The following is a 23,812-nucleotide window of genomic DNA, read 5'->3' as shown; positions in this document are numbered from 1 at the left end:
ATTATGAATCCAACCTACATTGCCGCAACAAAACAAGCAGAGCATTTAAGGCTCAGATTCTCATTGAAAAGTTTCCAGTCTGTCGACATTTATGATCTATGTGATAAATTGGAGGTCACAGTAAGATTTGTTGACGTTAACATGGAAGGAATGTATTTTATAGATGAAAATAAAAAACATCCAACTATTTTCATTTCGAATTTAAGGCCCCTTCCTCGACGTAATTTCACTTGTGGACATGAATTAGGGCATCATTTATTTGGGCATGGAAGTAAAATGGATGCCCTCAGCTCTACAGGTGTGGAACAGGCAAGTTATAATACCGAAGAACGTTTAGTTGATACATTTTCGGGAGCGCTATTAATGCCTATAGGTGGAATTTCTGCTGAATTTAATCGTCGAAATATTCACCCTGATACGGCAAACGTATTGGATTTTTACAAAATCTCTTCGCTTTTCGGCGTTGGATATAGAACATTAATTTCACATTGTAAGGTAAATGGATTGATCAAAGATTTGCAAATGATAAACTTATTAAAGTTTACACCTTCAAAAATTTTAAAAAAGCTTTATCCAAACGGAGAACAGAATACTCATTTCAAAATATTTGATGGCAAATCGAAAGTGGGTCCCGTAGATCTTGAAGTTGGAAATTATCTGTTTTTACCTCCCGACTGTAATGTAGATGGCGACCATCTTAGTTTGATTGATCAGACTAATTATGGTAATATATTCTGCGCAAATAAACCAGGGATAGTACGCGTATTTTCCCATGAACGAGATTTCGGTTTTTTTACCAGAATTCAAAAGTTAGGCTATGTCGGTCTAGCTGAGTATAGACATTTAGAAAATGATTAAAGAAAAAAACATGTCACCAACAATAATCGAAAACACAAATCTGTCAGGCGCTTACATGAAAGTCCTAGGACTTCTAGCCAATGAAAAAGGTAATGAAATAACTCCACTGATATTGTCATTAACAGATTTTAGTGAATCTGAACATATACGTGATTTCCTAGATGATCATTTGATTAAAAGTAAATTAGATACCGTTCAAACCGTATCTGAAACTATCTTCCCTCATTCGCTTTACAAAATGTGTAAGTATGATAGAAAGCGATTATATCAAGAATATCAAACAAACTTTCGATGGATAAGAAGAATTAAAACTGCCAATAGGAATGGAACATATTTTTACCGACTAATAGCTTATAATAAGGGTGGGCAGCCGCTTAATCAACTAGAGAATATTATACACTCCATAGTAAATGACACCCCGTTACGTCGTTCGAAACTTCAAGCTTCAATATTTGATGCAACGGTAGATCATACAAATCAACCATTCCAAGGGTTCCCATGCCTGCAACATGTAACTTTTTATAAATCCGAAAAGGGAGGATTGATTATGAATAGTTTCTATGCTGTACAGTACTTTTATCGTCGGGCATATGGTAACTGGCATGGATTGATTAAACTTGGAGAGTTTGTTGCGAGAGAAACTGGGCTTGAGTTTGAAAGATTGAATTGCTTCATTGGAGTTGAGAAGTTAGACGGCATAACTAAAACAGAAGCAAAAAAACTGTTTGAAAGTATGGAGATCATAAGTTAATGAACGCTTATCTTTGTGATCATGAGTAAAATAATTTCAAATAGCGACCCAGTTCTACCAATAAAGCAACCGCCCAAAAAAAATAGGATGCAAATACATGTTTCTTTAGCGCCAGCAAAAACAACTGAAGTTTTTGACACATATTGGAAATTTGCAGTACTTAGACAAGAAGCATTCTTTAAGAGGTTTCAACAACTGGCTGGACCTTGGTCAGAAGATGAGATTATCAATAAATTTAAATTTACCAATGCTTACCGTGCTGCAGACCGCACAAGTCAATATTTGATTAAGGAAGTTATCTATAAAGAGGGGTATTCAAATGCTCCAAATGAAATTTTGTTTCGTATTTTATTATTTAAATTATTCAACAAAATAGAAACATGGGAGCTCCTAATGTCTGAATTTGGTTTACTAACCTACAAGGATTACGACTTTCGAAAATATGATAAGATTTTATCCGAAGCTATGTCAATTGGCGAACGCATCTATTCGGCAGCTTACATTATGCCTTCAGGTGGGGCATTTTTCGGTTTGAAAAGTAAGCACTCAAATCATCTCAAGTTAATCGAACATATCTTAGAAAATAAAACAGCAGACAAATTGATTGAGGCAAAATCTATGCAGCAGGCATTTGAGATTATCAAGACTTTTCATGGGTTAGGTGACTTTTTGGCTTATCAGTTCACGGTAGATATTAATTATTCCACTCTTACCAATTTTTCAGAATCTTCTTTTGTAGTACCTGGACCGGGAGCAAAAGGTGGTATTAGTAAATGTTTTACGAATACTGGAGGATTGAATAATGTTGAAATCATAAAGTTAATGACCGATAGGCAAGAAAAAGAATTTGAACGCTTAGGCTTAACCTTTAATGATTTATGGGGTCGAAAGCTACAGTTGATAGACTGTCAAAATCTTTTCTGCGAAGTTGATAAGTACTCGAGAGTTCGCCATCCCGATATCAAAGGCTCAAGCGATCGAGTCAAAATTAAACAGATTTTTAAAAGCAACCATTCCCCAATAGAGTATTGGTTTCCTCCCAAATGGGATATTAATAAAAATATCCCTAAAAATAATAAGACAGATCAGTAAATTTAAAATGAAATATCATGAGCTTTCTAGGTGTTAAACAGCTTAATGCACTTCAACAAAAGAAAAATATTATAACCCCTTTTAATTCAAAAAGGGTCAAAAACGGTGCATATGAATTGTCACTAGGTGGTGAAGTTTATTTAACGGATTCTAAGGATGGAAAAGTTGAATATCTTTCTCCTGAAAATAGACAAGTTGATATAAATCCAGGACAGTTTGCGTTATTGCTTACAAAGGAAACTGTAAACATTCCAAATGATAAAATTGCATTCATCTCTATAAAGGCAAGTGAAAAACTTAAAGGACTTGTAAATGTATCTGGTTTCCATGTTGACCCAGGTTATCACGATAATTTACTATTCTCCGTTTACAATGCCGGACCATCTTGTATAGTTTTAAATTTAGATGAACCATACTTCCCAATTTGGTTCGCAGATTTAAATGAGGAATTGACCGAAGAGGAGGCTTACAATAATAATAATGTCCATTTCAAAAAAATGGATCACATTAACCCCAAATATATCGAATCACTTAAAAGAGGAGAGTTGACTTCACCGAAAGCCATTGTAGACAAAATCAAAGAAGGTGAGAATCAAGTTAATGAGAAATTTATTCGATTGGAGGAAAAAACAGATAGAAATGACTGGCTACTTAAAATATTAATTGGTATTGTTTTTGCCATCTGCTTGAAATTGATATGGGACTGGTCTGCGTTTGATCGGGGATTTGAACAAGGGAAAAAATCAGAAAAATTTATTAATGAAATACAATCTGAAGTACTTAAAACATTGCCAGACAGTGTTGTAGTTTACAAAATAGATAGTATCTTAGCAGAACGAAATGGAACAAAGAAAGCAAAATAAGTATTTTGATGAGAATTACAGTCCGAGTGAACAAATTCCTCGAGCTTTCTCTGTTGCATTTGAGGAAGTCAAAACTGGCAAAAAGGGTGAAGTCCGTGTGACAATTAACGAAACTAATCAACTTGGTGATATCATAAATGATAATTCTTCTGTAAGTGATTATTATCGTTATCATGATATATTCCATTATTCTTTTGCAACAATACTTGGCTGGTCTCCTTGTACTCGTGCTATGATGAAAAGGAAGAGGAAAAGCGATCCTGTTACAGATGAAAATGAAGATGGCGCTAGAGCGACAATTACTGAAGAAGCACTATCAATGATCATTTTTAATGAAGCCAAACGTAAAAACTACTTTCTTGATTCTGCAAAAGTTTCGAAAACGACTTTAAGAATAATTAAAGAAATGACAGAAAATTTTGAAGTGAAGGTTCGTACTTCCCAAGATTGGGAAAAGGCTATTTTAACAGCCTACAGAATTTTTAGACATTTAATATCTAATAACGGCGGAGTTGTACATTTCGATTTATCAATGCAGAAGGTTATATATCAAATCCAAGCTAATTAGGAAATAATTTCATGATTGTAAGCATAGGAACAGATATAGTACAGCACACACTAAATTCAAAGCTGTTAAATTGGAATTCAAATGGCAATCTTCAAAATCGAATTTTGTCAGATATTGAGCTCGAAATTTATAATTCTAACCCTTCTGATGATTTTGTAGCAGGCAGGTTCAGTGCAAAAGAGGCCATATTAAAATGTCTGGGAACAGGAATGCAAGATGGAATCTCTCTCAAAGATATATCTGTGTTAAAACATAAGTCGGGAAAAATTGAAGTTGAATTAATTGGTCAACCGAAAGAAATAGCTGATCAACTAGGTATTAATCACTGGCATATAAGTATAACCCATTCACAGGATTATTCTTTGGCATTTGTAATTGGAGAAAAGGTCTAATGTTATATTATATTTAGCATACATTAACACTTATCAGGCACTTAAAGCGCCAAAAAAAAAACGCCCATATTACTACAGACGCTTTAAAATATTGCTCTAGCCTTTAATTAAACACATTTACGCCACTAATAGCGAAGCTTTGGCACAAATCGAATGCGGTTTGGTTTCGCTGTAATGCCGTGCCGTACATGATACTTTTAAATTTGCTTTCATCATCCTTATAATTTCGCACGTTTTGAAAATATCCGTTAACCGCATTATATGCTCCGTACAAAGTGCCTTTTGTGGTGGCTTCCTGTTGCGAGTGGTGCGAAAATGCATAATCCAAAACCGCACTTACCGTATTTGTGTAGATACTGGATAGTTCATCTAGTCGGTTACTTTGTAGGCTTTGCAAAGTTTCCTTGTTTGGAGCCATTGCCATCTGCACCAATTTTTTAACCTCTGCATCTGTAATCCGCACTTTCGCCCATTGGTTAAAAAGTTGCTCCATTTCTTGCGCCAATAAGTTGGTAATTCCTAGTAGTTGATGCGCTTGTTTTAACCTATCGGTTGCGCTGGAGGTATGACGAATTTTAATGCAGTTGCTTTTGTGGCTCATTGCAGCATTTAAAGTATTTTGGCAAACAATGCGAACGGGCGTAAATGCTGCCGTTATGCTTCCGTAACCATTATGCGAAGTAGTCAAAAATAAATACTGCTCTATCAAATCGTTTTTTCCAACACGGATATACTCGGGCAACTTTGCCGTTATGAATATCTTTTCGCCCTTACCCAAAGCCCCTGCGGTTTCGTATAAAATCCCTTCCTTTCCGCCAACAATGGAATCAAAAAAAGAAAATGCATCTATGTTCTGTACAATGTGGTAATCTTTACCAACTACCCCCAAAACTTGGTTATTATCAGTTCTAACATTGGCATAAAAATTTTCTACATCTACATCGGGGATACTATTTGGCAATCCATCTGAGTCGATATATTCGGAAAATGTAATTAAACCTCTTTTTTCTACGGTATAATCTAGCCCAGCATGTTTTATTGCTTCCGCACTTGTCGGATAATCCTGTATGACCTGTCCTAAGGTGTGCCATGCTTTTTCCTTCACGCTAAAAAAACTATGTTTCTGTGTGGCTTCATTGTAATTAAGATTGTGTGCCATGATTGATATTGCTAATGTTTCTTATTCGGGTTAATAGAATTTCAGTCTCAAGTATTTTTACTTTGGGGGTATTGGGCAAAATAAATCTTGAATGCGTTTCCACCTCGTGGACTGTATCGGATATCGTGGTTAGTTCGGTTTCCGCAACTACCCTAACCATTAAATAAAGGGTGTGATACTTTTTCATTTTCTTAGATATAAGTTTAAAAAATGCCCCTTGCCATTTGGCAAAGGGCTAAAGAATTTTATGCAGGGATAACTAAATTTGCTTCGATTTCAGCTAATTTGGTTGAACATAAATTGTTCACAAAATCCGCTACTGCTTTAATGATTGCAGGATTTTTGGTACTGAAAGTATTTCGGTTATCATCTTCGATAGTTAACTTACAATTCGGAAATTGTGTAACTTCAATATCCTCGTTTTCATCCTGTACCAAAACCTTAAATTCGTCCAATGTGCCGATAATGTTTAAAAGGTTATCACGGTGAACTTTACGTTTGTGCAAAATTTCCAACACCTTTAATGTTTCCTCTAAATTTAATGCTGGTTTTGCAGATTGAACTGGCGTTTGATGTTCCGCTTTAGGTTCTTGTTTTACCTCTTCTGTTTTAACTTCGGTTTTAATCGGCTCGGCTTGTTGGCTAGATGCTTCCGCAACTTTACCTTTTACGATGGGTAGAATATCTACTTTTTTTGCATCGTCTTTTTTATCTTCAAATGCTGTGCTATTTGGCATAGCTCCATTTTTAGCCTGTGGCGTTTGAACTGCTGTTGTGCCGTTAGCACCGTTGTTGTCTGCTTTTCTTTTTAAATCTAACGTTTTCATAATTTCTTTTTTTTAAACTGTGGAATAATAATTTTGATAATCTGCCCTATCGGCATTGCTTTTTTTAGTCGTGCAGTCGATTTGTTCGAACTGCTTCTTTTTCTTGGCGGGCTTCTGTCTTTTAATCGTATCATGGCTTAAATATTTAGGTCAGTCGGCTAACGCCTCCTGGCTTTTTGTTAAGCCCCCTCACCTTGATACAATTGATTTGAAAGACAAGACTTTGCGAAAAAAAACCTCGTGAGCGCAGCGAGCAGGGAAGATTTTTTCAGCAAACCCGTAGGGCCTGGTCTTTTCGAAAAATCAATTGTTCAGAAATTTGCTACTCAAAAAGGTTGGATGTGTTAGAAATCAGTTTGAAAATTTTGATCCAAAACCTTTATTGGAATTATTGATAGGTAATATTTTATAATTAATGGTTTGGTGTAGTTGAGAGGTATTCAAAAAGCCCTAACAATTAGTTTACAGAAATTTTTAATCACTCATCAGGCACTTACCCCGCTCTTGAGCGAAAAAAAATAACAGACTATACCCATATTCAAGAGGATTAAGAGCTCAATTGCTTTGTTTTAAGACTTATCTAATGTTACATCAAACCTTCCTTTGCCATCGACAAATAACCATCTACGCTAATGATTAGGTGATCATGAATATCAATCTGCAACAACTTGCCACATTCGCAAATCCTTTTAGTCAAATTCAAATCATGTTTGGAAGGGGTCAGATTTCCACTTGGGTGATTATGCACAAGGACAATAGAGCAGGCTCCAGCTTTTAACGCAATCGCAAAAATCAGCCTTGCATCAACAACCGCCCCATCAATCCCACCTTTTGAGATTTCGGAAATACCGATAACCCGATTGGCACGATTTAGCAACATGATTTTAAATTGCTCCTGTATTTCGATCAATCCCAAATCCCAGTTGTCCATAAAGATTTTATAGCACTGTTTAGGTTCTGAAATTTTTGGTCGCTCATTGGCTTTAAAATGTGGGTGGTAACTTAACTTGATTTCTGCAACCGCTGATAATGGAAATTCGTTCTGTTTCATGGCTTAAATATTTAGGTCAGTCGGCTAACGCCTCCTGGCTTTTTGTTAAGCCCCCTCACCTTGATACAATTGATTTGAAAGACAAGACTTTGCGAAAAAAAACCTCGTGAGCGCAGCGAGCAGGGAAGATTTTTTCAGCCAACCCGTAGGGCTTGGTCTTTTCGGAAAATCAATTGTTCAGAAATTTGCTACTCAAAAAGGTTGGATGCATTTGATTGTAGATAAAAAGAGATCTCATCACTCTTTTGGTCATAGGCCCTGAAAAGCTTTGCCAGAAATTTTTATCAACATTAAGAAAGGTGTAATATTAAAACAGCAAAATCTTTATCGGCAATTTGATTACCTTTTACCTTATTGTTTGATGTGACCGTCTATTGGTAGGTATATCTTTTTTGATTTAAAAACTTTCCTCAATTATTTCTCTATTTGTCATTCCACCTGCAATTCCACCCATTGCAACTGCATAGGATACAGCACGCATCATACTGCTATTGTCTCCACAGGCAAATATTCCCGGTAAGGTTGTTTTCTGAAAAGCATCAATTTTTAAATAATTTTGTTCTGTAAATTCGCAGCCCAATTGTTTGGGTATTTCGCAGGAATGTTCAAATTTTGGCCTTGCGTATAAAGCCATTATTTCTATTGAGGTGTCATCATTAAAAACTACACGTTCAATAAGTCCATTTTTTTGCTCAAAATGATCGATTTCTGTGGTTATAATTTTGATGTTCCGCTTTTTAAGTTTGATCGTTTGTTCTTCTGTTAGTGTAGAGATTCCATTGGTAAAAACCGTTAAATACTTGGTCCAGTTATGGATCAATTTTGCAATTTCAAATGCCATGTCACCATCTGCAAGAATTCCTGTTTTGTCATTTTTGTATTCATAACCGTGGCAATATGGGCAATGAATAACTGAAATCCCCCAACATTCTGAAAAGCCTTTTATATTAGGCATAATATCCTTTACGCCTGTTGCAAATATCAATTTTCTTGCGGTGAATTTGTCTTTCATTTGCGTTGCTACCTCAAAACCGCTTTCGGTTTTTATTCCAACCATTGCCAAGCCGTCGTAAAACTTTACAGTTCCATATTTTTCAACTTGCTTTTTGGCAAGTGTTAATATTTCTTTTGGAGCCTTTCCGTCTTGGGTAATGAAATTATGCGATTGTGGTGTTTGAATATTGCAGGGTTTACCATTGTCAATAATCAATACATTTCTTAAAGCTCTTGCCAAAGCCATTGCAGCCGAAAGCCCTGCGTAACTTCCACCTATGATGATTACATCGAAATCTTTACTGTCCGTCATTGTATGATATTTTGAAAATCCTGTTAATGGAAATGGCAAAGCCAATGCTGTAAGCGCCAAGCTACTTTTTTGAATAAATTGTCTCCTTGAATTCATTTCTTCCTATTTCCTCTGCAAATATACATATATTTTTTATTAATGCGATATTGTCGCAATAAATTATTGCAGCTTTGTCGCATTAATATTTTTGATTAATTTTGCCAGATGATAAAGCGAAGGAATACGGCAACACAGGAGGCTGTTTTGTCAGTGCTGTTAACCAAAAAAAGAGCAATGAGTCAAGATGCTATCGTGAAGCAAATTGATGTTAATGCTGACAGGGCAACTGTTTACAGGATATTAAATCGTTTCTGTGAAGATGAGATTGTCCATAGAATTGTGGCCGACGATGGGAAACAATATTTTGCTATCTGTGTAAAATGCAATGAAACAGATATACCTAGCAATCATTTTCATTTTCGCTGTACAAATTGTGAAACTATTGAATGCCTTCCAACACTTGTTGAATTCTCAGTTCCAGACAAATATTTTGTTCACCAAATGAACTGTTTGCTGGTTGGTATCTGTAAGGATTGTTCTTGATTATCTATTGTCACAATTTAGTATGAAATGATAACTACTTTAAATGGATTAGGATTGTAATAAAATTTAATGCAACTTTGATGCAGTTGTGAATAAGAACCGCTCCATATTCAATAAGCTGATCAGGCAATCATTTGCGCTTTGCATATTATTGCTGTTTATTGGATTCCAGTTTTTCCAATACCATCATCACCATAGCAGTTCCTATACGCTAAGCAATGCTGAGAAAGCTTCTTCAATTACTCAAAAATGCGATATTTGTGAATTTGTACTTAGTAAGCAAAACAATTTCACGGAGTACAAAGCACTAACTATTCCTGAAGCTTCTTCCCAAGAAATCACTACAAATAGCTTTATCTATAAAGCATTCTGGAACAATACCTATCAAGTATTGACCGACAATAAAGGCCCACCTTCCTTCATTTAATCATTCAATTGGCATCTATTGCCAAAAAATTCGATTATTTCTTAATAACCTCCCAAAGGCAAAGCTCCTATGGGAACAAACACGATTAAATGAAATTTATATTTACCATTTTATGCCTTTTTGTAGGTATCTATTGTTATGGACAAGGCAATCTTAAAGGCAAGATTACCCAAAACGGAGGTATGCCAGTATCCAATATCAACATTACCCTAGAAAAAATCAATAAGACTACCATTACGGATGAAAAGGGTGATTTTAGCTTTAATTCAATAGAAGCGGGAACATATAGCCTAAAAGCAAGTGGCGTAAATTTTGTAACCAGTAAGGCAACCGTTAAAATTACAACTAGCAAAACAACAAGCGTCAATCTGGAGATTACCACATTGGATACCCAGCTTGAACTGGTAGAAATCAGTAAAAAGAAAGATCAAACACCATCTCTAACACGCACCAATACGCCCCTCAAAGATTTACCCCAAAGCGTGCAGATTGTAGGGACGCAACAGATAAATGATCAGCAACTCTTATTCATTGAAGATGCCCTGAAAAATGTTGCTGGTGTAAATAATTCTTCCCCATACGGTAATTTCAATTACCGAGGCTTTGAGACTGGTTTGCAGGAAATAATGTTCAATGGAATGAAGGGAAGTCCATTTGCAGAAGGTGTATCTCCCATGTTATCCAATGTAGAATCTATCGAAGTGATCCATGGTCCAACGGCAATACTTTACGGACAGGGCGCATTGGGCGGAAACATTAACCTGATCACCAAGCAGCCAAAAAAATTCGCTTCAGTTAACACCAGCCTATCTGCCGGGAACTTAAATCTATACCGTGGCATGGCCGATATTTCGGGCAGCTTTAATAATAGCAAGACACTGTATGCGGTAGCTAGTGTCGGGTATCAGGACGGTGGGGCTTATTTGGATCGTTTCAAAAAAAGAAACCTTCAGCTTTACGGAGCTGTCAGATATGATCTATCCCTAAAAACATATATCCAGTTAAACGGGACTTATCTAAATGATGTCCAGACCCGAAATTACACGCCATCCATACCAATCGTAAAAACAGATTTATTTGCCCTGCCGATAGACTTTAATTATTCTGGTGATGATGCCTATTACAAAGGAAGTTCATATCAAGCACAATTAGAGGTTCACCATACATTTAACCCAAATTGGAGCTCGCACCTATTGACAAATTTGGCAGAAAGTAATTCTAAAAGAAATGAATACGGGGCATTGGGGTTCTATAATCCGACCACTAAAGAACTGCCTCGTTATTTCACAAAACAGTACATCAGTTCCCCATCATTATCAATTAATCCTTATTTAAATGGAAAAATAAGTGTTGCGGGCATAAAAAATATTTTTTCTTTTGGTGTAAATACAGACTTCAAAAGGAACAATTATCCAGATGGATTTATGCAGTATTCTGCCAACTCCATTTTCCTGAACAATCCAGACTATGGCAATTTCAGTACCGCTGGCCAAACGCTATTCTACCTATCCGATAAAGAAACATTTACCTATAATATTTTTGGGGCATACCTCCAAAACCAATTTGAAATTACCAGTAAATTAAAGGGATTGGTTGGAGTAAGGTACAATAACTATTATTCGAGATACGAAGTACCCAGCATTACGTATGATGGAGTAAGCTTTGATACCTATAACGAATATCCGCAGGTAACTTCTGCATTTATCCCAAGGTTTGGCCTGGTTTACCAGCCATTTAAGCATAGCACATTTTATGTTGACTATAATGAAGGTTTTTCTCCGCAATATAACAATGCGAAAATATATGGTGGACCATTTCCTCCAGAAACCAGCAATAATTATGAGTTGGGCTACAAGGGCAATTTCTTTGAAAATAAATTAACGGCTGGAATTGCTGCATATAGATTAAACAAATCGAATGTATTGACCAATGCCTTGGATCCAATTAACACTTTGTTGCAAAGAGCAATTGGACAGGTTCGAAGTCAGGGAATAGAACTGAGCCTCGGTGGAAATGTAACCAAAGCTTTCTTTATCACCGCAAATTATGCCAACAATAGCACAAAGGTCAGAAAGAGCAACAGGCCAGCAGAAATTGGGCAGGTTTTCAGTAATTCTCCAAAACACATTGCCAATCTCTGGTCAAGCTATCAAATACATGATGGAGCCATGAAAGGGCTACAAATTGGCGCTGGGCCGAGATATATCAGCACAAGATACCTTAACGTAAGAAAAGTTGATGCAGATGTGCTTAAACTACCTAGTTATAAAGTTGTTGATGCCATGGCAAGCTATCAGGTTAGTAATTACAAACTACAGTTTAACATCAACAATATGTTCGATAAAAGTTATGCTCAGAGTGGAAGTTACAATGTTTATGTGCCTGGTATACCTAGAAACTTTCTTTTTACACTGGCATACAGCTTTAAAAAACAATAAGCCATGATCAGAACGATTGCAAAAAACGAAATTAAATCAGCTTTACGTAACACAACTGCAATACTTTTAGCTACAATATTCTATTTACTGGCAGGTGTTGCGGTTTTCTGCGGATGGAAAAACTATACAACTGGAAACGAGCAGCGAAAGCAGGCCAAGGAAATGTTCAGGCACGAGTGGGTAGAACAAAAAGCAAATCCGCATTCAGCCGCCCATTTTGGCACATACCTGTTCAAGCCATTTACCTTCATCAGTCTTTTTGATACAGGGCTGAATAATTATACGGGAAACTCCTACCGTGTAGAGGCACATAACCAGGCTGAAATGAATTATGCGGCAGCACAGGATTCAGACACTGAAATGCGTTTCGGGGAATTGACCATTGCAAACCTTTTTCAGCTTTTTCTTCCTATGTTGATCATATTCTTATGTTTTAGGTCTATATCTGCAGAAAGAGAAAACCAAACCATCAAATTATTATTTGCGCAGGGACTGAAATCCTCTACATTGTTATGGGGCAAAATTATGGGCAATTACATTCTTGTGGTTGGCATCATACTCCCGGTAATTATTACGATGTTGGTGGCAACAGTTCTAAGGGAGCCAGGTATGATTTTTAGAATGTTGTTCTTCAACTTAGGTTACCTTATCTATTTCCTCATCCTTACCTGTGTTTTCGTTGCCGTATCTGCACTTAGCAAAAATTCAAAGAACGCATTGATTTCGAGTTTGGGGATATGGGTGGTGTGTTTCATTATGGCACCCAAACTTGTTGCAGGAATTTCTTCGCGGCTTTATCCGCTCCCATCTCGGGGTGAATTCAATAAAATGATAGAATTTGCAAATTCGAAGGGACTAAAAGGCGACAAAGACAGGATGGAACGCTATAAAGAATACCTCAAAAAAACCTTGTTGAAATATAAGGTAGATAGCGTAAACCAATTACCGGTGAATTTCGACGGATTAAGTATGCAGAACGGTGAAGATTACCTATCGAAAGTATATCAGACCATTAATGATCAGGTAGAAGAGAATATCAATAAACAACAGAACATAGCACAGTTTTTTAGTTTTTTAGATCCTTTTCTATCTATGCAACAACTTTCTATGGCTCTGGCCGGAACGGATTATGAACACCATATTCATTTTCATAAAAAAGCACAAATTTATAGAGATGAGTTTATTCGCAAGCTGAACATTAAAATGGCATACGGGGATAAAAACTACCTCCAATATGATTACGAAGTTGGTCCAGAATTTTTTAAAACCATGAAAGATTTCAACTATAGCCAACCGAATGTAACATGGGCGATTTCAAACTATCAGTATTCACTTTACGCATTAGTATTCTGGCTTGGAATTGCTATCCTATCCATCAATCCGATTTCAAAAAAAATAGCCCTTAACTGATATGAACTTATTTAAAACCATATTCCATTTCGAATGGATACAGCTAAAAAGGCAATACACGCAACTATTGGCACTCGCTCTTTTTCTGGTAATTGGATTCTACGCCATTCATTCTGGCAGTAATGTGATCCGACACCAAAAAACAGTTATAGACACCTTAAACCAACAGTACAATAAGGATTATGCACTGGCAATTAAAAAATTTACCGATACCTTAACACCAGAAACGAAGGCACAGGCAGCAAATGCTGGAATGCCACAAATGATCAATTTCAGGATTGCTCCAATTGCCATTAATGAGCCTAGTGGACTGGCTGTACTGGCCATCGGTCAGCGTGATGTAAACCCGTATTACCAGAAGGTAAAATCGAGCGTAAATTTTTTGGATAATGAGAACGTAGAGCTCAGTAACCCAACGATATTGTTTGCTGGAAATTTCGATCTTTCCTTTGTGCTGATCTATCTTTTACCGCTACTCATCATTACGCTATGCTATAACAGTTATGCGGAGGAAAAGGAACAGGGAACCTATGCCCTGCTTAGTATTCAATCGGCGAGCATCTTAAAAATAATGGTCTATAAGCTTCTTTTTAGAGGAGTTATTGTAATAATTATTGTTATGGCACTAAGTACGATAGGCTTTATCGTTTCTGGAAGCATTGGTGGCGTAACACTATCAGATGCAGCGCTTTGGAGCTATGTCACTGTGCTTTATATCGCTTTTTGGTTTGCAATCTGCTATTTTTTTGTACAGCTAAGGAACAATTCCATAATTACAGCACTAAAATTAGTTGGTGCCTGGCTCTTTTTCTTAATCTTGCTGCCCTCTGTAAGCAATTCCTACCTATCGCTTACCAAACCAATTCCTTTAAGGGCAAATCTTGCGTCATTTGCAAGACACGCAAGTGAGGAAGTTTGGAGTACCAAGCCTGTAATACTTGCAGATTCATTCAATAAAAGTAATCCACAATATAACTCATCTATCAATTTGGAAAAAGATAGTACCAGAAGTGGCGAAAGATTTATCGTAGGATATTACGATCTATTGGAAAGGAAGGTTTCGAGGTACGCCCACGGTATAAATAGCGAGCTAGAAAAAAGAAACTTGTCTGCACAATTTCTAGCAAAATTTAATCCCAGCATTACCATGCAATACTTATATAATGGTATAGCACAAAGTGGAAGAAATGATTACAAAGAATTTGAAAATCAGATCAGCAATTTCCAGAAAAAATGGAAACATCATCTGTATAGCAAACAACTAATAGGAGCCAATTTCACTAAAGAAGAATTAACAAGTCTTCCAAAATTTGCTAAAAGCAAGCTGTCAACTATTTCCGAAATTCTAAAGGGAAGCATAAGCCTTTGGATCGGATTCATTCTATTCCTATTACTGGCAGCTTGGGCTGGTAAAAGAAAGTCTATCAATAACTACAATTAAATTTCAACATAAATCAAAAATCATGTTACAGGCAATAAATCTTACAAAAAACTACAACAATCAAACTGCATTAAACAACCTAAACCTAACCATACAAAAAGGTGAAGTATTTTGCCTTCTAGGGCAAAATGGGGCTGGTAAAACCACTACAATCAACCTTTTTCTTGGGTTTACCACACCAACAACCGGGCAGGCTTTGGTAAATGGGATTGCCGTTGAGAACGATAGCGAAGCTGCAAGAAAACATTTAGCTTACATTCCAGAAGTAGTGATGCTTTACCCAAACCTATCTAGTATAGAAAATCTCGATTTTTTTAGTCGCCTAGCGGGATTTAAATACACAACTCAACAACTAGAAGGATTTTTAGAAAAAGTTGGACTTCAAAAAGATGCTTTTGAAAAACGAATGGGCGGGCACTCTAAGGGCATGCGACAAAAAGTAGGTATTGCGATTGCCTTGGCTAAAAATGCAGATGTATTGTTAATGGATGAACCCACTTCTGGCCTTGATCCAAAAGCAACGGCCGAGTTTACAGAACTGGTTAAAAATTTAGGCAAGGAAGGCAAAGCTATCCTAATGGCTACCCACGATATTTTTAATGCGGTTGAGGTTGGAACAACCATCGGCATTATGAGACGTGGTGAACTGGTACACCAAATGCCAACATCAAATTTGATGGCTACAGATCTTCAAAAACTGTATTTGGAAACCATATAAGCAAACTTTAAAATTCTAAAAATTATCATGAAAAATTTATTACTTATTTATTTATTATTGTGCAGTACACTATCATTTGCACAGAAAACTACTCAACTTACTGGTAAAATAACAGATGAAAATAATTTACCAATTGCAGGTATTACAGTCCAGATAAAAGAAAGGAGCTTTCAAACTTCTACTGATAATCTGGGCAACTTCAAATTCGTTAATCTTGCACCAGGTGTTGTCTCGATAGAAGTTTCTGGTGTAGGATTTACTGCAGAAAAACAAAACATAACTATTCCATCTTCGGGCGTCATCTCATTGGAATTACAGCTTAATAGGCCGAAAAATCTGTTGCAGGAAGTTGTTATCAGTGCAAATAAAACCAGCCCTAATAACACTAGTGCGACCACAAGAATAGAAAGCAGGTTACTAGATCTTCCACAGTCGGTACAATTTGTGAGTAGAGAACTGATAGAGAAACAAAAAATATATCGTTTTGATGAAGCTTTAAAAAATGTGGCAGGCGTAAATTATTCATCAGGCTATGGACTGTTTAATTTTAGGGGCTTTGTAACGCCATCTCAAAATTTCAAGACCAATGGAGCCAATGGAACGGTTTACCCTCAGGGAATTCTTCCCTCACTCTCAAATATTGAGCGTGTGGAGGTTTTAAGAGGCCCTACTGCTATTCTGTTTGGAGAAGGTCAGTTGGGTGGAAATGTAAATTTTGTAACCAAACAACCAAAAAAAGATTTAACAGCTGGTGCAGGCTTGAGCACTGGGAGTTTTGATCTTTTTAGGGCTCAGGCTGATTTAACTGGCTCACTAAACAAAAAACAGACAGTTTATGGTGTGTTTAGTTTTGGTATGGAAGATGGTGGCAGGTTCATTGAACGATTTAAAAATGAAAATCAACTCCTTTACGGAAGCTTAAAGTGGGAGATTGATCCAAAAACCAACATTCAGTTTTATGGGACATATAATCGTGACAGGGCTGGTAATGTTATACCAATGGATGTGCCCTTCTATCGTGACAACTTATTCTCTTTACCAATTAACACCAATATTTCTGGGAATGACTCAAAATTTGATGGCAACTCTTACCAACTGCAATCACATATCAAAAGGCAGTTAACAAACCGAATCTCTGCAAATGTAATTGCTGCATATTCAAATACGCAATCAGAAATTATCAGTTATAGCGCAAGTGGTTTTGTAAATGCAACCACATTTAATGTAGCGAGAGTTAAAACACAAAATAATGTAGAAGAAATTACCCGTTCTCTAAACCTTTTTTTTAATGGGGAATTTGGGCAGGGTTGGTTTAAAAACAAGATTACCTTAGGTTTTGATTTGAAAGGAGAAAATAGTAACTATCCAGATGGACTACTTTCTTTTGTAGCGAAGCCGCTGAATGTGATAAATCCAGATTATAGTCCTTCCGAAAGACTTCCCTCGTCCATACTAACTTACTCATCTATTGCTGAAAAAGTGACGGTAAGAACTACTGGACTTTACTTTCAAGACCAAATATCTCTTACTGAGAAGGTAAAGGCAGTTGCTGGTTTAAGGTTTAATAATTACTATTTTCAGAATAGGATTAATGGAATAAGTTACGATGCAGTAAAGTTTGAAGACATGCTGGATAAACCTAAAAATGTGACTGCCGTAATCCCAAGATTTGGACTTATTTTTCAACCTATCAGCAATATTTCATTTTATGGAGATTATAACACTGGTTTCATTCCACAATCTACCACTTCTCCAGCCCTTGGTGGACCTTTTGATCCAGAAACAAGTAGACAATTTGAAGTTGGTGCAAAGGCAGAGTTTTTTGGGAGCAGGCTGATACCTACTGTTGCTTTCTATGATATTCATAAAAATAACGTGCTTACAAGAGACCTTGACGACCCAGCAGGAAGAAGGAGAAGAGCAATTGGCCAGGTTTCAGGCAAAGGCATGGAATTTACACTTTCTGGATGGGCTGTAAAGGGCTGGGAAATTACTGGAAACTTTAGTTACAACAGAACCAGGATTACAAAAAGCAATGTGCCTTTAGAAATAGGTCAAATATTCGACAATTCTCCGAATCGTATATGGAGCATATGGTCAGCTTATTCATTTAGTGATCCTATATTTAAAGGGCTGGAAATTGGAGGAGCGGCAAGGTATACCAGTTCACGCTATATAGGTGCCAAGCAGATAAGTGCTATTGTCCTAGAACTCCCAGATTACTATGTGTTCGATGCAATGGTAGGCTACAAATTTCAGAATTTGAGACTTAGTTTAAATGGCAATAACCTAGCTAAGCGTAGGTATGCTCAGAGCAGCTATTTTCCAAGAACTTATTTTCCAGGTACTCCCCGTAACTTTTTGGTGTCGCTATCTTACAATATAAGTGTACCTAAAAAAAATAAGTAATGAGTACTACCCTAAAAATAGCTTTCGCTGAAATTAAAAGAAACCGCAGAGAGCGTTCTTTTTTGATTTCAATTATACTCATTGCCGGACTAAGTCTGTTTGCTGTATATGGGGCTGCCAAAGCTTACCAGTCCCAACTAAGTGAAAGAACGAAAGCCAATCAGTTAATGAGAAATAAATTTCTGGGACAAGGTGAAGTAAATCCTCATAACGCGGCTCATTACGGACACTATGTTTACAAGCCCCTTTCTTTTTTTTCTGTTTTTGATGCTGGTATTGAGCGCTATACAGGAAGTTCAATACGCCTTGAGGCCCATAAACAGAATGATGGGCGGTTTTTAGAAAGTCAGCAGTTTTCTGCTCTTGGACGCTATGGTTCATTGTCATTCGCCCTTATGCTGCAGCTAATTTTGCCTCTATTATTAATTTTTATAACTCATGAAACTATTGCTGGTGAAAAAAACAGGGGTACATTAAAAATGATGTTGGCACAGGGGATTAAAACATCAAGTCTAATAAGAGGGAAAGTTTTAGGACTACTTATGATAGCCCTAACGTTCTTATTAGGCTCCTTTTTTGTTTTTTTTCTCTTCGGGCAGTTAAGTGGATTCTCTAATGAAATTCCAAATTTTTCATTCAGGGTACTATTGCTGTTTACAAGTTATGGTGCATATTATTTTTTCCTGATCTCAATAACCACGCTATTATCCGCCAGAAGCTCTAATTTAAATATTACTTTAATTTGTTCTATCTCCATTTGGTTTGTGTTTAGCATTCTAATTCCCCGGCTTGCTGCAGATATTGGTGAGCAACTTTACCCGCTTCCTTCAAGATCCGAATTTCAGGCGGCAATAATTGAAGACACTAAAAATGGGTTAAATGGCCACGATCCAAGAAATAAAAGAACGGAAGAAGTAATGGCAAATATCTTAAAAAAATATAAAGTGCATAGTGCTTCTCAACTTACGGTAAATGCCGATGGAATATTAATGCAAGAAGATGAAAATTATCACAATTTGGTTTTTGACAAGCATTTTGCTGCACTCAAGCAAAAAATGGATGCACAGAATAGTGTGAGCTCTAAATTGTCGCTGATCAATCCATTTCTTGCCCTAAGAAATCTATCTATGTCAATCTCCATAACGGACCCTGCATCATATTTTCAGTTTAAGCAAAGCGCAGAAATGTACCGCAGGTTCCTAATCAAAAAACTAAATGATGAATTTGCGTATGGTGGAGCAAAAAATGGAGATTTCGAGTGGAAGGTGAAATCAGATTACTGGAAAGGAATTTCAGATTATCAATTTAAGTATCCATCAATTAACAGCCTGTTAAAAAATAGTGCTTATGAAATCTATGCAATGTTGATCTGGCTGGTTCTTAGTCTATACCTCTTATCACTTTCTTCTAAAACAATTAATTTAAGTTAGCCATGATACCAACAATATTCAAATACGAGTGGATTGCTATCAAAAGAGGTTACCTACTCAAAATAGGTTTTTCAGTTTATTGCCTCTTGGCATTTTATGCGGTTTTCAAAGGTAATAACATGATTCACAACCGAGAAAGCATCCTTTATAATATTGATACCGCTCAAGTTGCACGCTACAAGACCTTACTTGTAAAGTATGATAAAATAGATACTTTAACCAAACCCGGTAAAAGTACGTTTCGCTTAGTTTCAAATGCTATGCGAATAGATCAGGAATTAAAAAATACGGTAAGTATGCCGACGCATCCATATGCAGCACTTTCCATCGGGCAACTTGATAACCAAAGTTTTTATCACCAGGTTTCACTTTGGAACAATGTGTATAATACAACTGCGGAAGAAATTTTTAATCCTCAAAAACTAATGGTTGGTAACCTTGATCTGGCTTACCTTTTGATTTTTTTATTGCCATTATTGGTTATTGGATGGAATTACAATATACAATCTGATGAAAAAGAGTCAGGAACACTACTGCTTTTAAAAACTTACGCTCGGAAACCTATCCATTTTACAGGCATTAAACTTGCATTTAGATTTGGAGTGCTCTTCACATTAGTGGCGGTATTAAACCTTATTTTTTTTACTGCACTATCAAATCCATTTAATTACCCCACAGAAATCGCTTTTTGGTTGCTTACTACCTTTGTTTATCTGCTATTTTGGTTTGCTCTGATATTCCTTGTAGTATCTCTCAATCAATCAGGCAAATCAAATGCTATTTTTCTTGCTGGTTGCTGGATCACTATCCTGTACATTATACCTACAGCATTGAACAGACATGTAGAATCTAGTAGTTCATCTATTGAAAAAACAGCCTTTGAAGAAGCTCGTGACAACGATATGAAAGTTTGGGAGATACCGTCTTCCATATTAATTGACTCCTTAAAGAAAACCAAATTTAATGCTGATTTTAATAAATATCCTATAACAGATACTCCTTCTTTTAAGTATGCTGCTTTTGTAGAATTTGGGCAGCAGTTTAATGATCATATCGGAATTGCGAACGACAACATAAAATTGTCAAACTATAAAAAGATGCTTTCATTTAACATCATTAATCCAGTATTTTCAACCTTAAGTAGCTTAAATGAATTAACTAGGTCTGATCTCAATGCTTATATCCATTATACAGATGCAGTAAAGCAATATCAGCAGCTCCGTAGATATTATATTTATCAGTTTATGCTTGGTAAAAAGCCGTTTTGGGTAAATGAATTTAAGCACTTTCCAAAGTTTGAATATCAACTAAAATATATTGATAGAACTCTTGTGATTAAGAATCTTATTCATCTACTCACTGCCATAATTACTTTCACTACTATGGGTTTAAGGGTCGGAAACAGGCAATTAAACTCAAGGTGATTATAAGGTACATTGAGAAAAAATTAATAAAATAGAATTTCCCTAATTTAAAATGATAGCTAATAATTTTAAAACCAGTTTAAGCAAATCCACAATAAAGGGACTGGTTTACCTGTTGCTTTTAATTTTCGGCTCTATTCCTTGTATAGAAGGTAGGCATGGTCATATTGCATCATCTGAAAATGAAATACAATTAGCTATTAAGAAAAATCCCAGTGCAAAAGTATTACATCAACATTTAGGTGGTTGTGCTATTTGTAAATTTCTTTCTATCCAACAAGATTCTTTTATGCTAAATTTTAGGATAATTGAGATCATTGCCTTCAATAAGTTAATAAGCATAAGTCGTAGCACATATTTAAGCAATGTGTTTAAGATACTGGCAAATCGGTTTACCAACAAGGGCCCTCCATCGCTAGTTCGTCATTTAATAAATTAATTACCCCATTCTAGGGTTTCCCATTTCCTGTCATTTTAACGAGTGGGATATAACATGCTGTCTTATTCAATTTCTCATTTTTAAAAATTGTCTTTCCATATGAAATGCACAGTTACCTTACTATTATGTCTATTTTCTCTGCTTTGCTGTGCCCAGAACATCAGCAAAAGCAAGCTTGATACTTTACAAAACTTGAAAGAGGTTAATGTTAAAAGTAATTTTCTGCAACTGATTAAAGAGCAGCCTGTGAATATTTCCATTATAGATGTGAAACCATTTTACAATAGCAATACTACGCCAATACAGCTTCTAAAACAGTCTTCTGGCATAAAGATTAAACAAGACGGCGGATACGGCTCTAGGGTAGATTTTTTTATAAATGGAAGTACGGGTAAGCAATTAAAGTTCTTTTTAGATGGACTTCCGTTAGATAATATGGGAGAAACGCAAAGCTTAAATAACCTACCAGTTGAACAGATTGATAGAATTGAAATTTTTAAAGGTGTTTTACCAATTGAATTGGGAGCTGATGCCTTGGGCGGTGCAATCAACATTGTGACCAGGAAGGAGAAGCGAGACTATTTAGATTTATCTTATGCTGTAAGCTCTTTTAATACCCATAAATTAAATTTATTAGGGAAAAAATATTGGAAAGGCAATTTTTACGCAGGCATGCAAGCGGTTGCGGGCACTACAAAAAACAACTATACCGTCACGGCCCAGGTACCCAATAGTTTTGGCAATCTAATTACCAAAGATGTAGAAAGGTTTCATGATGGCTATGAAAATTTTGTAGTGAAGGGAGAGGCAGGATTTGTTGATAAAAAATGGGCGGACGAATTATCTCTTACCATTTCTGCAAGTGGCTTAAATAAAGAATTACAGCACAATTTAACCATGGCGCAACCCTTTGGGAAAGCAACTTATCGAGAAAATTTAATCAATGGCATTTTAAAATATCAAAAGTTAAACCTTATTAAAAACATTAATCTAAGTAGCTACTTTTCTTACAATAGGGTTAAGGGGTTATTTACAGATACTACAAAAAACATCTACACCTGGGATGGGGAAATAGTAGACCGAAAGTTTAGCGGAGGTGAGCTTTCGGGTTCAAGAAACCAACTTAATATTTACACCGATATCTTAAACCATAAACTGATAAGCACTTACTGGATTGCAAAAGATCAGAAGTTAACTTTTAGCAATACGTTACAATATTATTATAGAACTGGTAAGGATACGGTAGCGCAAAATTATTACAACGGTGTTGATTATTTTGCTACCCCATCTGCAATGGCAAAAAATATTGCTGGAATAGGGTATGAGCGTTCGTTCTTTAATCAGAAATTAAAATTTAGCACGTCAGTTAAACACTTCTATGCAGCTATGGAAGGCTATACGCAAGATGGAGATAAACAATTTAAGTCTGTAAATCATATCAATAAAGGTGCTTATAATGTAGCTTTTGCCTATTCGCTTAATCCACAACTGTTGATTAAAACCTCATTTGAGCATGCCTCCCGTTTGCCAGATGTAGAAGAAGCATTTGGAAACTTGATGCAGATTAAGCCTTATCCGAATATTAAGCCAGAAGTTAGCGATAATCTAAATTTGAACTTACTTTATCAGCATAAAATTGCGAGCATAGAACTTACTGGGTTTTATAAAAATGCCGATGACCTGATTTACCTTCAAACCTCGCCAAATTCTGCGGTCTACCGCAATATCTTAGAAGCTCGAATAATTGGTATAGAAACTGCCTTTAATTATCACCCATTTAGTTTTTTAGACTTCAATGCCAATGCTACCTACCAAGATCTAAGAAACAGATCTGAATTAACCGACCTGGGCTTTAACAGCGATCGTTATCTGAATGCCCGTTTACCTAACATTCCCTATTTAATGGTTAATGGCGGGATTTCTTTTAAGCGAAATAACTTTCTACGCAAGGCTGATCAATTACAGGTCTGGTTAAACAGTAATTACACGCATCAATATTTTTTATCATGGGAAATAGATGGAGCAAAGGAGCTTAAGAACCGAATCCCTACACAATTGCTTCATAACACAGGATTATCCTACACTATTAATAATAAACTCACATTCACTTTAGAATCCTACAATTTAACAAACGAGAAAACCTACGACAACTTCAAGGTTCAACTACCAGGAAGGTCGCTGAGTTTTAAAACGAGATTTTACATTTTTAAATCATGAAAAAACAAAT

20 protein-coding genes are annotated in these 23,812 nt (G+C 36.2%); 16 read left to right on the top strand and 4 right to left on the bottom strand.

Features of this window, described 5'->3' with window-relative positions; genetic code table 11:
* Positions 1-3 precede the first annotated feature (3 nt).
* Genes ACFOWA_RS19640 through acpS form a run of 6 tightly spaced genes read left to right on the top strand, consistent with a single transcriptional unit; the run spans position 4 to position 4,524 of the window.
* On the top strand, positions 4-858 hold the full coding sequence (locus ACFOWA_RS19640; protein WP_378988601.1) for an ImmA/IrrE family metallo-endopeptidase: 855 nt from the start codon (positions 4-6) through the stop codon (positions 856-858).
* Complete coding sequence (locus ACFOWA_RS19635) at positions 851-1,609, top strand: hypothetical protein (protein ID WP_378988599.1); 759 nt, start codon at positions 851-853, stop codon at positions 1,607-1,609. Before ACFOWA_RS19640 ends, ACFOWA_RS19635 begins: the two co-directional genes overlap by 8 nt.
* 21 nt (positions 1,610-1,630) lie before the next feature.
* Complete coding sequence (locus ACFOWA_RS19630) at positions 1,631-2,701, top strand: nucleotide kinase domain-containing protein (protein WP_378988597.1); 1,071 nt, start codon at positions 1,631-1,633, stop codon at positions 2,699-2,701.
* A gap of 17 nt (positions 2,702-2,718) precedes the next feature.
* Positions 2,719-3,564 (top strand): dCTP deaminase domain-containing protein, encoded by an 846-nt coding sequence (locus ACFOWA_RS19625; RefSeq protein WP_378988595.1) that lies wholly within the window; start codon positions 2,719-2,721, stop codon positions 3,562-3,564.
* Positions 3,542-4,132: a hypothetical protein gene (locus ACFOWA_RS19620; protein WP_378988593.1), complete on the top strand. Its 591-nt coding sequence runs from the start codon at positions 3,542-3,544 to the stop codon at positions 4,130-4,132. Before ACFOWA_RS19625 ends, ACFOWA_RS19620 begins: the two co-directional genes overlap by 23 nt.
* An 11-nt stretch (positions 4,133-4,143) precedes the next feature.
* On the top strand, positions 4,144-4,524 hold the full coding sequence (gene acpS, locus ACFOWA_RS19615) for a holo-ACP synthase (RefSeq protein ID WP_378988591.1): 381 nt from the start codon (positions 4,144-4,146) through the stop codon (positions 4,522-4,524).
* Positions 4,525-4,627: 103 nt separating this feature from the next.
* Here the strand turns inward: acpS and ACFOWA_RS19610 are convergent, their stop codons facing one another.
* The 4 genes from ACFOWA_RS19610 to ACFOWA_RS19595 all read right to left on the bottom strand — a co-directional run bounded on the left by ACFOWA_RS19610 (position 4,628) and on the right by ACFOWA_RS19595 (position 8,963).
* Positions 4,628-5,683: a DUF932 domain-containing protein gene (locus ACFOWA_RS19610; protein WP_378988589.1), complete on the bottom strand. Its 1,056-nt coding sequence runs from the start codon at positions 5,681-5,683 to the stop codon at positions 4,628-4,630.
* A gap of 245 nt (positions 5,684-5,928) precedes the next feature.
* Positions 5,929-6,510 (bottom strand): hypothetical protein, encoded by a 582-nt coding sequence (locus tag ACFOWA_RS19605; protein ID WP_378988587.1) that lies wholly within the window; start codon positions 6,508-6,510, stop codon positions 5,929-5,931.
* Between the two features lie 586 nt (positions 6,511-7,096).
* Positions 7,097-7,561 (bottom strand): JAB domain-containing protein, encoded by a 465-nt coding sequence (locus tag ACFOWA_RS19600; RefSeq protein ID WP_378988585.1) that lies wholly within the window; start codon positions 7,559-7,561, stop codon positions 7,097-7,099.
* 397 nt (positions 7,562-7,958) lie between these two features.
* Positions 7,959-8,963 carry an NAD(P)/FAD-dependent oxidoreductase gene (locus tag ACFOWA_RS19595; protein WP_378988583.1) on the bottom strand — a complete coding sequence of 335 codons (1,005 nt, stop codon included), beginning with the start codon at positions 8,961-8,963 and terminating at the stop codon, positions 7,959-7,961.
* A 108-nt stretch (positions 8,964-9,071) separates the two neighbouring features.
* On the opposite strand from ACFOWA_RS19595, the gene ACFOWA_RS19590 reads away from it, so the two are divergent.
* The 10 genes from ACFOWA_RS19590 to ACFOWA_RS19545 all read left to right on the top strand — a co-directional run bounded on the left by ACFOWA_RS19590 (position 9,072) and on the right by ACFOWA_RS19545 (position 23,802).
* The gene (locus tag ACFOWA_RS19590) at positions 9,072-9,449 is read left to right on the top strand and encodes a Fur family transcriptional regulator (RefSeq protein ID WP_378988581.1); all 378 of its coding nucleotides are present in this window, start codon (positions 9,072-9,074) and stop codon (positions 9,447-9,449) included.
* A 516-nt stretch (positions 9,450-9,965) separates the two neighbouring features.
* Positions 9,966-12,314, top strand: a complete 2,349-nt coding sequence (locus tag ACFOWA_RS19585) for a TonB-dependent siderophore receptor (RefSeq protein WP_378988579.1) — start codon at positions 9,966-9,968, stop codon at positions 12,312-12,314.
* Positions 12,315-12,317: 3 nt separating this feature from the next.
* Positions 12,318-13,724, top strand: a complete 1,407-nt coding sequence (locus tag ACFOWA_RS19580; RefSeq protein WP_378988577.1) for an ABC transporter permease subunit — start codon at positions 12,318-12,320, stop codon at positions 13,722-13,724.
* Position 13,725: 1 nt separating this feature from the next.
* The gene (locus ACFOWA_RS19575; RefSeq protein WP_378988575.1) at positions 13,726-15,165 is read left to right on the top strand and encodes a DUF3526 domain-containing protein; all 1,440 of its coding nucleotides are present in this window, start codon (positions 13,726-13,728) and stop codon (positions 15,163-15,165) included.
* 22 nt (positions 15,166-15,187) lie between these two features.
* Positions 15,188-15,883 carry an ABC transporter ATP-binding protein gene (locus ACFOWA_RS19570; protein ID WP_378988573.1) on the top strand — a complete coding sequence of 232 codons (696 nt, stop codon included), beginning with the start codon at positions 15,188-15,190 and terminating at the stop codon, positions 15,881-15,883.
* 27 nt (positions 15,884-15,910) lie between these two features.
* Entirely contained in the window at positions 15,911-18,292 is a 2,382-nt protein-coding gene (locus ACFOWA_RS19565; protein ID WP_378988571.1) for a TonB-dependent siderophore receptor, read from the top strand.
* On the top strand, positions 18,292-19,722 hold the full coding sequence (locus tag ACFOWA_RS19560) for a DUF3526 domain-containing protein (protein ID WP_378988569.1): 1,431 nt from the start codon (positions 18,292-18,294) through the stop codon (positions 19,720-19,722). The genes ACFOWA_RS19565 and ACFOWA_RS19560 overlap by 1 nt, the downstream gene beginning before the upstream one ends.
* 2 nt (positions 19,723-19,724) lie before the next feature.
* Positions 19,725-21,146 (top strand): DUF3526 domain-containing protein, encoded by a 1,422-nt coding sequence (locus ACFOWA_RS19555; protein ID WP_378988567.1) that lies wholly within the window; start codon positions 19,725-19,727, stop codon positions 21,144-21,146.
* 52 nt (positions 21,147-21,198) lie between these two features.
* Positions 21,199-21,585: a hypothetical protein gene (locus tag ACFOWA_RS19550; protein WP_378988565.1), complete on the top strand. Its 387-nt coding sequence runs from the start codon at positions 21,199-21,201 to the stop codon at positions 21,583-21,585.
* A 99-nt stretch (positions 21,586-21,684) separates the two neighbouring features.
* Positions 21,685-23,802, top strand: a complete 2,118-nt coding sequence (locus tag ACFOWA_RS19545; protein WP_378988563.1) for a TonB-dependent receptor domain-containing protein — start codon at positions 21,685-21,687, stop codon at positions 23,800-23,802.
* Positions 23,803-23,812: the final 10 nt, after the last annotated feature.

This window comes from Pedobacter lithocola, assembly GCF_042650845.1.
Classification (GTDB): Bacteria; Bacteroidota; Bacteroidia; order Sphingobacteriales; family Sphingobacteriaceae; genus Pedobacter; species Pedobacter lithocola.
The sequence above is the reverse complement of the archived record's forward strand: the minus strand, read 5'-3'. Positions and strand labels throughout refer to the sequence as shown.